We start from the raw sequence: 11,612 nt of genomic DNA, 5'->3' as shown, positions 1-11,612 counted from the left end.
AACCGCCGCTGTCGCCGCCGGCGCGGCGCGGTTCAGGCCCCGGCGCGCATCCTGCGATCATGAGGCCCGTCATCGCGGGCCCGCTCGCGAAGGATGCGCCGCCGTGCCGTTCCCAACCCTCTCCCGCATCGGTCTCGCCGGGCTCGCGCTCGCCGCGACGCCGGCGCTCGCCGCCGATTTCGACGGGCCCTACGGCCCGCCCCGCGGCCCGGTGCCGGGCTACGAGGCGCCGCCTCATCGGCATCGTTTCACCGGCGAGGGCTTCGGGCCCCGCGAGGGCGGCTGCCGGACCTTCGTGCGCCGGCGTTACGACGAGGACGGCGAGCCGGTGCTGCGCCGGGTCCGCATCTGCGACGAGCGCCCGGCCTTCGGGCCCCGGCACGGTCCGGAGGGCTTCGACGGGCCTCCGCCGGCCCGGCCCTGGGACGGGCCGCGCTGGTAGGGCGCACAGTCAGGCCCGGGCGGGCGCCTTCTTGAGGGCGGCGGACAGGCCCTTCAACTGGCGGGTCAGGTCGGCCAGCTCGTTCAGCGCGATGGTCTTGTGGCCGTCGCGCACGGCCCGCTCGATGTCCTCGACCTGCTCGGCGGCGATGCGTCTCAGTGCGGCGGCGAGCTGTTCGCGGGTCATCGGCGCTCCTCGCTGGTGGCCATGAAAGCAGTGAGGCCCTGATAGGGCCTCATGCTTAACACCTGCTTTTCCGGGGGAGCGCCAGAGGCGCTCAGGTGCGCCAGGGATGGGCCGGCAGCTCGGTGGCGCCGATGGCGCTGGCGCCGGCCTCGGCGACCGCGTGGTCGTCCTCGACCGTCGAGCCGCTGACGCCGATGGCGCCGGACATCTCGCCGTCCGCGTCGACGATCGGGATGCCGCCGGGGAAGGTGATGAGCCCCTCGTTCGAGTGCTCGATCCCGTAGAGCGGACCGCCGGGCTGGGAGAGCGCGCCGATGGCGCCGGTCTTCATGCCGAAGAACACGGCGGTCTTGGCCTTCTTCTGCGCGATGTCGATGGAGCCGACCCAGGCGCCGTCCATGCGGTGGAACGCCTTCAGGTTGCCGCCGGAATCGACGACCGCGATGCACATCTGCGTGCCGAGCTCGGCGGCCTTGGCGCGGGCGGCGGCGATGGCCTTGTCGGCCTGCTCGATGGTGACGTGCATGGATGCTTCTCCTGCGACTGTGCGGCCGACCGGCCGCGTAGCGAACGCGAGATGGCGCCGGGCGCCGGGACTGACAAGCGCGGCGTTGTGAAAGAAAAGGCCGCCCCGGCAGGTCCGGGACGGCCTCGAAGCGAGGGCGGCGGGGCCGTCCTCAGTTCCCCGTCATGGCGTCGGCCTTCTCGATCAGCGCCTCGGCCATGCGGATCGAGGCGATGTCGATGAGGCGGCCGTCGAGGGAGACGGCGCCCTTGCCGGCGCGGGCGGCCTCCTCCATCGCCTCGAGGATGCGGCGGGCCTTCTTCACCTCGGCCTCGGAGGGGGTGAACACGTCGTTGGCGAGCTCGATCTGCGAGGGGTGGATCGCCCACTTGCCCTCGTAGCCGAGCGCCGCGCAGCGCTTGGCCGCCGAGATGTAGCCGTCCGGGTCCGAGAAGTCGCCGAAGGGGCCGTCGATCGGGCGCAGGCCGTAGGCGCGGCAGGCGACGAGCATCCGGTTCTGGGCGAACAGCCACGGGTCCTGCCAGTGGGTCTCGCGCTTGCCGGCCTCGTCCTTGTCGGTGAGCACCGAGAAGTCCTGGTTGACGCCGCCGATCACGGTCGAGCGGGCGCGCACGGAAGCCGCGTAGTCGGCGACGCCGAAGGACATCGCCTCCAGGCGCTTCGAGGACTGGGCGATGGCCTCGACGTTGGCCATGCCGAGGGCGGTCTCGATCAGCACCTCGAAGCCGATCTGCTTGTCGCGCTTCTTGGCCTGCTCGATCTGCGTCACCAGCACGTCGATGGCGTAGACGTCCTGCGGCACGCCGACCTTGGGGATCAGGATCATGTCGAGGCGCGGACAGGCTTCGACGATGTCGACGACGTCGCGGTACATGTAGTGGGTGTCGAGACCGTTGATGCGGATCATCATGGTCTTGTTGCCCCAGTCGATCTCGTTGAGCGCCTGGATGATGTTGGTGCGGGCCTTCTCCTTGTCGTCGGGGGCCACAGCGTCCTCGAGGTCGAGGAAGATCACGTCGGCCTTGGCGCTCGCGGCCTTCTCCATGAAGGTCGGGTTCGAGCCCGGAACCGCCAGCTCGGAGCGGTGCAGGCGCGCCTTGGCCTGGGGGATCAGCGTGAAGCTCATGTCGTTTCTCTCCTCTGAGACGGGATCTCGGGCCCCTTGTCCCGCGCAGGCGGGCAGCTAGGGCGCTTGTCGGTGGGCTTGCAACGCGGGGACGGCGCCGATCCGTGACGGATGCCGTCCCGCGTCTCGTTCAGCCGGTGGCGCCGAAGCCCACGGCAATGCAGTTGATGGAGAGCAGCAGGGCGGATTTGACCGCCTCGCGCTCGTCCTCGTCCTCCTCCGACCGGAAGCGGCGCAGGAGCTCGACCTGCTCCCGGCTGACCTGGTTGATGGTCGGCAGCCGCTCCTCCAGGCGCTCCCGGTAGAGGGGGAAGCGCTCGGCGATCCGCTCGGCCCCGCTGATCCGCAGCACCATCGCGCGGGTGAGCGCGTACTCGGCCTCGATCAGCGCGAAGATGTTTTGCCGCGCGGCCTCGTCGGGGACGAGGCCGGCGTAGTCGCGGGCAATGTCGAGATCGACCATGAGCAGCGTCTTCTCGACCTCGTCGAGGATCAGCCGGAACAGCTTGCACTCGTGGAACATCCGCCGGAGCAGCGCCTCCCCCTGCGCACCGCGCACGTCGAGGAAGCTCTGGAGGCCCGAGCCGACGCCGTACCAGCCGGTAACGACGTGGCGGTTCTGCGACCACGCGAACACCCAGGGGATGGCGCGCAGGTCCCCCAGCGAGCGGGCGCCGAAGCGCCTTGCCGGCCGCGAGCCGATGTTGAGGAGCGCGATCTCGTCGAGCGGGCTCGCCGCGCCGAAGTAGGTCACGAGGTCCGGGTGCTGGATGAGGTTGACGTAGGCCGCTCGCGAGGCGCCGGAGAGCGCCTCCAGCGCGTCGTCGAACTCGCCGCGGGCCGGCGCCTCCTTCTCGCGCTCGGAGGCGAGCGCGTGCTCGAAGACGGAGGAGGCCAGAAGCTCCATCTGGTAGGCGGCCGTGCCCCGGTTGGCGTACTTGAACGAGACCACCTCGCCCTGCTCCGTGGTGCGGAAGCGGCCGTTGATGGAGCCGGCAGGCTGGGCGGCGATGGCGCGCGCCGTCGGCGCGCCGCCCCGGCTCACGGAGCCGCCGCGGCCGTGGAAGAAGGCGATCGGCACGCCGACATGCTTGCCGAGCACGGTGAGCTTCGCCTGCGCTTTGTACAGCTCCCAGTTCGCGGCGACGAAGCCGCCGTCCTTGTTCGAATCCGAGTAGCCGATCATCACCTCCTGCACGCCGCCCTGCCAGCGGGTGGAGCGGCGCACGACGGGGACCGCGAGCAGCTCCTTCATGATGACGGGGGCGGCGCGCAGGTCCTCGATGGTCTCGAACAGCGGCACGATCGGCAGCGGGCAGATCTCGGTGCCGGCGCCGTCGAGGAAGATGCCCGCCTCCTTGGCCAGCAGGTAGGCGCCGAGCACGTCCTGCACGGAGCGGGTCATCGACAGGATGAAGGCGCCGAAGGCCTCCCGGTCGAGGGTGTCGCGCATCTCGCCGACGAGGGCGAAGGTGGCGAGCGTCTCGCGGGCGTCTTCGGGGAGGGCGTCGAAATTCTGATCGCGGTCGCGGGGGCGGGCGAGCTCGGTCAGCAGCCAGGACTTCCAGGCCTCCGAGTCGACCGCCGGCGACTCGCCCCGGCCGGGATTGCGCCGGCGCCAGAGCGCCTCCAGCGTCCGCGTCGTTCGGGTGGAGTTCTCGCGCAGATCGAGGCGCACCGTCGAGAAGCGGAAGATCTCGACCATGCGCCGCACCGGCCGCACGAGGTCGACGGCGAGCGAGGCGCATTTCGCGTCGGTCAGCCCCCGCTCCAGGGTGCGCAGGTCGTTGATGAGCCCGTCGGCGCTCGGATAGTCCGGCCCCTTGAAGGGCTGGCCCTCGTTGCGGGCGATGGTCGCGTCGAGCTTGCGCAGCACGCAGGTGAGGAACTGCCGGTAGGCCTCGCCGGGGTTGCGGCCGGCGATGGCCCTCGCGTCGCCGCTCTCGGCGAGCTGCGCGGCCAGCTCCTCGCGGAAGCGCTCGGGCACCGGCAGCGAGCGCTCGGTGATCGAGAGCATCCGCCCGAGCCCGTTCACGCCCTCACGGTAGCGGCAGAGGGAGGCGAGCGCGTTGCGCTGCAGGGTCGTCCGCGTGACCGCCGAGGTCACGTAGGGGTTGCCGTCGCGGTCGCCGCCGATCCAGGAGCCGAACTGGAAGAAGGGCGGCACCTCGAAGCTGTCGTCGGGATAGAGATGCGCCAGGGTCTCCTCGAGGGAGTAGAGCACCTCGGGCAGCATCTCGAAGAGCGTCTCGTCGAAGAAGTGCAGGCCCCAGGCGACCTCGCGCTCGACGGTCGGCTTCTCGAGATGCAGCTCGCCCGTCATCCAGACGAGCTCGATCTGGTCGCGCAGCTCGTTCATGAGCCCGTTGCGCTCGCGCTCCGTCCAGCGGGGCAGCTCCAGCTCGCGCAGCACGAGGTAGATGCGGCGGAACTTCTCCAGCACCGTGACGCGCTTGCCCTCGGTGGGGTGCGCGGTGATCGTCGGGCGGATGCGCAGGTCCTTGAGCAGGCCCTGGATCTGCGGGGCCTTCAGGCCGGCCGCCTTCGCATCGGCGAGCACCTTGGCGAAGCTGCCGCCCAGCGCTCCGCGGCCCTCCGTGCGCTCGATCTGCCGGCGCCGGCGCATGGCCGCGTTCTGCTCGGCGATGGAGAGAAGCTGGAACCAGATGCCCTGCACCTGGAGGGCGCGGGCGAGAAGCTGGGGCGTGAAGGCGGAGATGTCGGCGTTGCCGTGGAGCACGTCCTCCAGCTCCGGCTCGTGCCGGCGCGCCACCTCGAGGAGCGCGTGGAACAGGATGTCCAGCGCCTCCTTCGAGGAAGTCCCGGTGATCACCGGCGGCGCGAAGGTGTTTTCGGCGGCGAGGCCGGGGGAGGCGTGGAGCGTGTGGGGCATCGGGCCACCTCGTGGCGCATGTTCTATCGAGACGAAACCAGGTGCATTCCCTCCCCCCTCTGCGGGGGAGAGTGGCCCCTGCGTCGGCAGGGATCGGGAGAGGGGAGCGAGGCTGCCGTCGAAGGCCGGGCCCGTCCCGCCGGTCGCACCTCTTCCGGAGGCCGGGTGCCCCTCTCCCGTCGCCCTTCGGCCGCCGCCCTCCCCCGCAAGGGGGGGAGGGCCTGCGGCGCGCGCTGTTCCGAGGGCGGTCACGCGGCCTTCAGCACCTTCGCCACGGTCTCGCCGAAGGAGCCGGGATCGGGTGCCACGGCGAGGCCGTAGGAGCGCATGATCTCGGCCTTCTCGGCGGCGCTGTCGCCGGTCGCGGAGATGATGGCGCCGGCATGCCCCATGCGGCGGCCCTTCGGGGCCGTGAGGCCGGCGACGAAGCCGATGACGGGCTTGGAGAAGTTCTCCTTGATCCAGGCCGAGGCCTCGGCCTCCTGCGGGCCGCCGATCTCGCCGATCATCAGCACCGCTTCCGTCTCCGGGTCCTTCTCGAAGAGGGCGAGATGGTCGAGGAAGGAGGAGCCGTTGATCGGGTCGCCGCCGATGCCGACCGAGGTCGAGATGCCGAGCCCCAGCGCCTTGAGCTGGGAGGCCGCCTCGTAGCCGAGCGTGCCCGAGCGTGAGATCACGCCGACATTGCCCTTCAGGTAGATGTGGCCCGGCATGATCCCGAGCATCGACTTGCCCGGCGAGATGATGCCTGCGCAGTTCGGGCCGACGACCATGGTCCGCCGGTCCTTGGGGTAGCGCATCAGGTAGCGCTTCACCCGCATCATGTCCTGGGCGGGGATGCCGTCGGTGATCGAGCAGACCAGCTTGAGGCCCGCATCCGCCGCCTCCATGATCGCGTCCGCCGCGAAGGGGGGCGCCACGAAGGTGATCGAGGTGGTGGCGCCGGTGGCCGCGACCGCCTCCTTGACGGTGTTGAACACCGGCACGCCGACATGGGTCTTGCCGCCCTTGCCCGGCGTGACGCCGCCGACGACGTTGGAGCCGTAGGCGATCATCTCCTTGGCGTGGAAGGTGCCCTTGTCGCCCGTGATGCCCTGGACGATGATCGGGGTCTTCTCGTCGATGAGGATGCTCATGGCGTGATCTCCCTCTCTTCGCTCAGGGGTTGCCGTGGTCGCCGCCGGCCTTGGCGGCGTTGCAGGCCTCCACGGCCTTGCGGGCGGCTTCCGACAGGGTGTCGGCGGTGATGAGGTCGAGGCCGCTCTCCGCCAGGATACGCTTGCCGGCCTCGACGTTGGTGCCGGCCAGCCGCACGATGAGGGGCACGCCGATCTCGACCTCGCGGGCGGCCTTCACGACGCCCTCCGCGACCCAGTCGCAGCGGTTGATGCCGGCGAAGATGTTGACGAGGATCGCCTTGACGTTGCGGTCGGACAGCACGAGCCGGAAGGCGGTGGCCACGCGCTCCGGCGAGGCGCCGCCGCCGACGTCCAGGAAGTTCGCCGGATCGCCGCCGGCATGCTTGATCATGTCCATGGTCGCCATGGCGAGGCCGGCGCCGTTGACGATGCAGCCGATCTCGCCGTCGAGGCCGATGTAGCTGAGGTTGTGCTCGGCGGCCTGGGCCTCGCGGGGATCGCCCTGCGAGGGATCGTGCATGTCGGCGATGTTGCGCCGGCGGAACATGGCGTTGTCGTCGAAACTCATCTTGGCGTCGAGCGCCAGCACCCGGTCGTCGCGGGTGACGACGAGCGGGTTGATCTCCAGCATGGTGCCGTCGCAGTCGCGGAACGCCCGGTAGGCGTTCATGATGGTCTTCACCGCCGCCGAGACCTGCTTGATGTTGAGGCCGAGCTGGAACGCGATCTCGCGGGCCTGGAACTGCTGCAGGCCGACCGCCGGCTCCACGACCACCTGGATCAGGGCCTCGGGCTCCTTGGCCGCGATCTCCTCGATGTCCATGCCGCCGCGCTGCGAGGCGATGACGCGCACGCGCTCGGCCTTCCGGTCGAGGACGTAGCCGAGATAGAGCTCGCGCTCGAAGGGGTCGGCGGTCTCGATGTAGACCCGCTGGACAGGCTTGCCCTCGGGGCCGGTCTGGATGGTGACGAGCCGCTTGCCGAGGAGATCCTTGGCCGCGTCGCGCACCTCGTTGTAGGTGCGGCAGAGCTTGATGCCGCCGGCCTTGCCGCGGGCGCCCGCGTGGATCTGGGCCTTCACCGCCCAGAAGGACCCGCCGAGCTCGGTCGCCGCGTAGACCGCCTGATCGGGGCTGAAGGCGACGGCGCCCTTGGGGACGGCCACACCGAAGCTCGCGAGCAGCTCCTTGGCCTGGTACTCGTGCACGTCCATCTGAGACCTCCCGACGTTTCCATGCCTTGCGAGGGTTATCCCGCAAAGTTTCGTTCACGAAAATGCCCGCCGGCGGTCATATTTTTTTAATTCGTCGTCAACCGCCCCTTGAACACGCAGTCAATTCCTTTTGAATACATAACACTCTCCGGAAAGAGCCTCGCCGGAGAGCTTTTGATCAGGGCGATCGTCAGGACACCTTGCCCTTGACGATGCCGTAGACCTTCTCGTTGAGCGCGCCGGCCTCGCCGAGAAGGCCCTCGAGGGTCTTCAGCCGCTCCTCCGCGAAGGCACGGTCGTCGAGGCCCTTGGCGTTGACGTAGACGTTGAGCGCCGCCGAGCGCAGGCCGGCATAGGCCGAGAGCACGGCGACGCCCGCGTCCGAGACGACGTTGAGGTTGCCCTTCTCGGCGGCGATCTCGGCGAGGTCGATCACCTCTCGGCAAACCTTGCAGCAGGCGAGCGGCACGTCGGTGGCGGTCTTCAGCGCCGCCTGGATGCGCTCGGCCCGCTCCGCCTTCTGCGCGTCGGTGTCCTTGGGCAGGCCGTAGGCGCCCATCACCGCGTCGAAGGCCTCCACGTCGTCGGCGATCATGCCGGTAAGCGTGGCGCGCAAGCCCTCGGACTTGGCCAGAACCTCCTTCAGCTCGGCCTCGACCTCGACGTACTTCTTCTTGCCGATGGTGAGGTTGCAGACCATCGACACCAGCGCCGCCCCCATGGCGCCGGAGATGGCGGCGGCGCCGCCGCCTCCCGGCGTCGGGGCCGAGCTCGCCAGCCCGTCGAGGAACGCTGCGATCGTCTCGTTTGCGGCCATCGCGCTCCCCCTCAGGCCATCTTCTTGGCGAGGGCGTAGATCTCCTCGGCGTCGAGCACCTGCTCGGTGTTGTCGAAGAGCTGGCCGACGCAGGCTCGGTGCAGCTTCAGCTTGAGGCCGCCGATGCCGAGTGCGCCGAAGGTCCTCTTGCCGTGGCGCTCCTTGGCCTTGTCCATGGCATCGAGGCCGCCGATGCCCATGGGGGGCTGGGCGTTGTAGTCGGCCAGGAACTCGATGCCCGCCTCGTCCTTCCAGGCGTCCTCGGAGAGCAGCTCCAGGCCGATGGCGCCGGCGGAGAACACGACGTTCTGGCCCTTCACGGCGGCGGCGCGGGAGCCGGCATCCGGCGTCTCGGCGGCCTTCACGGCGACATTGAAGCGCTTGTTGACGGCATCGGCCGCGTCCTGGGCGCGGGCGAGCTGACGGGCGGCGATCGTCACCTCGGCGCCCTCCTTGGCGAGCAGCGCCGCCGAGCGCATACCGACGGGGCCGGTGCCGGCGAGCACGATGGCGCGCTTGCCCTCCAGCGAGCCCGCGGCCTTGGCGACCAGCGCCACGCCCGCCGCGGCGGTGGTGTTGGAGCCGTTCGAATCGAGCATGGTCGAGACGCGGAAGGGCCCGAAGAAGCGCTTGCGGACCGCCGCGAGCACCGCCTCGCCGGCCACGAGGTTGCCGCCGCCGACGAAGATCGCCGTCGACTTCTTCTCGGAGCCGCCGCGGGTGTAGATCGTACCGTCGACGAGCGCGCCGACATTCTCCGGCGTCACGTTGCCGTAGCCGGTGATGTGGTCCGCGCCGCCGTCGTAGCCGACGACGGTGTCGAACACGCTCGGCACCGCATCCGTGTCGAAGAGGAACAGCAGCTTCTTCATCGTTTCTACCCTGTGACCCGCGACGGGCGCGGCGTTGTTGTTCTGTATCGGGGGATCGCAGCGCTTCAGGCTTCGACCACGTTCTGCGGCTTTCCGGCGACGAAAGCCTCGACGTTGTCGACGAGCTGGTCGGCGAGGATCTGCATCGCCTCCTTGCTAGCCCAGGCGACGTGCGGCGTGACGATAAGGTTCGGCAGGTCCGCCTCGCAGAGGATGTTGCCGTCCTTCGGGGGCTCCTGGGCGACCACGTCGAAGCCGGCGCCACCGATGGTGCCGTTCTTGAGCGCCTCCAGCAGCGCCGCCTCGTCGACGAGGCCGCCGCGCGCCGTGTTGATGAGGAGCGCGTGGCTCTTCATCTTCGCGAGCTCGTCGCGGCCGATGAGGTTCTTGGTGTCCGGCGTCAGCGGCACGTGCAGCGTGATGATGTCCGACTCGCGCAGGATCGTGTCGAAGTCGACGAGGCCCTCCTGGGGGAAGACGTCGTAGGCGATGACCTTCATGCCGAGCGCCTCGGCGCGCTTGCCGATCGACTTGCCGAGCGCCCCGTAGCCGACGATGCCGAGCGTCGAGCCGGCGATGTCGCGGATCGGGTAGTCGAAGTAGCAGAACTGGGTCGACTTGTTCCAATCCCCCCGCTTCACCGAGTTCGCGTAGGGCACGATCGCGCGCCGCAGGGCGAACATCAGCCCGATCACATGCTCGGGCACAGTGTTGAAGGCGTAGTTGCGGATGTTGGAGACGGTGATGCCCTGGGCCTTGGCGGCAGCCTTGTCGACCACGTCGGTGCCGGTGGCGGCCACCGCGATCAGCTTCAGCTTGGGCAACTGCTTCAGGGTCTCGGCGCGCATCGGAACCTTGTTGATGAGCGCGATCTCGGCGTCCTTCAGGCGCTCGACGATCTCCTCCGGCGTCCAGGTCGAGTCGTATTCCTTGTACTCGTGGGGGAAGCTGAACGCCCGCACCTTCGCGTCGAGGGACTCGCGGTCGAGGAAGACGATCTTCTGCGTCATGGATCCGGCCCTGTGATCTCGGCCTGTCCCGGCGTCGGACGGCCCCTGTTCTTGTCGTATCACGGGAGAGCGGGGCCGGCGCGAGGCCGGCCCCGATCGTCCATCACGCCTTGCGCAGCGGGTTCTCGCGCAGGTAGCTCGAGGCGGCGGCGACGCCGGAGCCGGGCGTGACCTTCACGCCGTTGTCGAGCATCGACATCTCGGCACCCGCGATGGCGCCGAGCAGCGACAGCTCGTTGAGGTCGCCGAGGTGGCCGATGCGGAACACCTTGCCCGCGACCTCCGAGAGGCCGGCGCCGAGGGCGAGGTTGTAGCGCTCGTAGGCGTGCTTGATGATCTTGGCGGCGTCGACGCCCTCCGGCACCACGATGGCGGTGACGGTGTCGGAGTTCCACTTCGGATCCTTGGCGCAGGTCTTCAGGCCCCACGCCGCCACCGCCTGACGGGTCGCCTCGGCGAGCACGTGATGACGGTGGTAGACGTTCTCCAGGCCCTCCTCGCTGATGCAGGCGAGCGCCTCGCGCAGGCCGTAGAGCAGCGGCAGGGACGGCGTGTAGGGGAAGTAGCCCGAAGGGTTCTGCTTCAGGTGGTCGGCCCAGGCGAAGTAGACGTGGGCGAGACGGTCGTTGCTGCCGCCGGCGCCGCCCTCGGCGATCTTGAGGGCCTTCGGGCTGATGCAGATCAGGCCGAGGCCGGCCGGGAGCATGAAGCCCTTCTGCGAGCCGGCGATGGCGCAGTCGACCTTCCACTCGTCCATCTTGAAGGGCAGCGAGCCGATCGAGGAGATGCCGTCGACGAAGAGCAGCGCCGGGTGGCCGGCGGCGTCGAGCGCCTTGCGCACGGCGCCGATGTCGCTGGTGACGCCGGTGGCGGTCTCGTTGTGGACCGTCATCACCGCCTTGATCTCGTGGTTCTTGTCGGCGCGCAGCACCTCCTCGATCTTGGCCGGGTCGGCGCCGGTGCCCCAGGCCTCCTCCTGCACGATCACGTCGAGGCCGAGGCGGCGGGCCATGTCGATCCAGAGGTGGCTGAACTGGCCGAAGCGCGAGGTCAGCACCTTGTCGCCGCGCGACAGCGTGTTGCTGAGCGCCGACTCCCAGATGCCCGTGCCCGAGGACGGGTACAGGATGACGGTGCCCTCCTTCGAGCCGAAGACCTTCTTGGTCTCCTCGAAGAGCGGCTTCGTCAGAGAGGGGAAGTCGACCGAGCGGTGGTCCTCGGACGGCACGAGCATCGCCCGCTGCACGCGGTCGGGGATGTTCGTCGGGCCGGGCACGAACAGGTGGTTGCGGCCGGGCCTCTTGTATTCCGCCATGGTGTTTCCTCCGGGTACCGTGTCCAGGTCCGCGTGCGGTGCCTCTGGCTTGGCCCGCACGCGTGCGTTCGAT

At 69.5% G+C, this 11,612-nt stretch carries 11 protein-coding genes; 1 reads left to right on the top strand and 10 read right to left on the bottom strand.

What is annotated here, in order from left to right:
- Positions 1-103 precede the first annotated feature (103 nt).
- Entirely contained in the window at positions 104-442 is a 339-nt protein-coding gene (locus MFF04_RS12415) for a hypothetical protein (protein ID WP_238276191.1), read from the top strand.
- Positions 443-451: 9 nt separating this feature from the next.
- Here the strand turns inward: MFF04_RS12415 and MFF04_RS12410 are convergent, their stop codons facing one another.
- The 10 genes from MFF04_RS12410 to MFF04_RS12365 all read right to left on the bottom strand — a co-directional run bounded on the left by MFF04_RS12410 (position 452) and on the right by MFF04_RS12365 (position 11,539).
- A complete protein-coding gene (locus MFF04_RS12410) occupies positions 452-628 on the bottom strand; it encodes a hypothetical protein (protein ID WP_238276189.1) in 177 nt (58 codons plus the stop codon).
- A 91-nt stretch (positions 629-719) separates the two neighbouring features.
- On the bottom strand, positions 720-1,154 hold the full coding sequence (locus MFF04_RS12405; RefSeq protein WP_238276187.1) for a GlcG/HbpS family heme-binding protein: 435 nt from the start codon (positions 1,152-1,154) through the stop codon (positions 720-722).
- Between the two features lie 151 nt (positions 1,155-1,305).
- Positions 1,306-2,280, bottom strand: a complete 975-nt coding sequence (locus MFF04_RS12400) for an HpcH/HpaI aldolase/citrate lyase family protein (RefSeq protein ID WP_238276185.1) — start codon at positions 2,278-2,280, stop codon at positions 1,306-1,308.
- 130 nt (positions 2,281-2,410) lie between these two features.
- The gene (locus MFF04_RS12395; protein WP_238276184.1) at positions 2,411-5,173 is read right to left on the bottom strand and encodes a phosphoenolpyruvate carboxylase; all 2,763 of its coding nucleotides are present in this window, start codon (positions 5,171-5,173) and stop codon (positions 2,411-2,413) included.
- Positions 5,174-5,421: 248 nt separating this feature from the next.
- Positions 5,422-6,309 carry a succinate--CoA ligase subunit alpha gene (sucD, locus tag MFF04_RS12390; protein WP_238276183.1) on the bottom strand — a complete coding sequence of 296 codons (888 nt, stop codon included), beginning with the start codon at positions 6,307-6,309 and terminating at the stop codon, positions 5,422-5,424.
- A 22-nt stretch (positions 6,310-6,331) separates the two neighbouring features.
- Positions 6,332-7,525 (bottom strand): malate--CoA ligase subunit beta, encoded by a 1,194-nt coding sequence (locus tag MFF04_RS12385; protein WP_238276182.1) that lies wholly within the window; start codon positions 7,523-7,525, stop codon positions 6,332-6,334.
- Between the two features lie 190 nt (positions 7,526-7,715).
- A complete protein-coding gene (gene fchA, locus MFF04_RS12380) occupies positions 7,716-8,342 on the bottom strand; it encodes a methenyltetrahydrofolate cyclohydrolase (RefSeq protein ID WP_238276181.1) in 627 nt (208 codons plus the stop codon).
- Between the two features lie 11 nt (positions 8,343-8,353).
- A complete protein-coding gene (locus tag MFF04_RS12375; protein ID WP_238276180.1) occupies positions 8,354-9,214 on the bottom strand; it encodes an NADP-dependent methylenetetrahydromethanopterin/methylenetetrahydrofolate dehydrogenase in 861 nt (286 codons plus the stop codon).
- A 65-nt stretch (positions 9,215-9,279) separates the two neighbouring features.
- Positions 9,280-10,224 carry a D-2-hydroxyacid dehydrogenase gene (locus MFF04_RS12370; protein WP_238276179.1) on the bottom strand — a complete coding sequence of 315 codons (945 nt, stop codon included), beginning with the start codon at positions 10,222-10,224 and terminating at the stop codon, positions 9,280-9,282.
- Positions 10,225-10,327: 103 nt separating this feature from the next.
- Complete coding sequence (locus MFF04_RS12365; protein WP_238276177.1) at positions 10,328-11,539, bottom strand: aminotransferase class V-fold PLP-dependent enzyme; 1,212 nt, start codon at positions 11,537-11,539, stop codon at positions 10,328-10,330.
- Positions 11,540-11,612: the final 73 nt, after the last annotated feature.

The sequence above is a fragment of the Methylobacterium jeotgali genome (genome assembly GCF_022179345.1).
Classification (GTDB): domain Bacteria; phylum Pseudomonadota; class Alphaproteobacteria; order Rhizobiales; family Beijerinckiaceae; genus Methylobacterium; species Methylobacterium jeotgali.
This window is presented reverse-complemented; position numbering and strand designations above follow the sequence as displayed.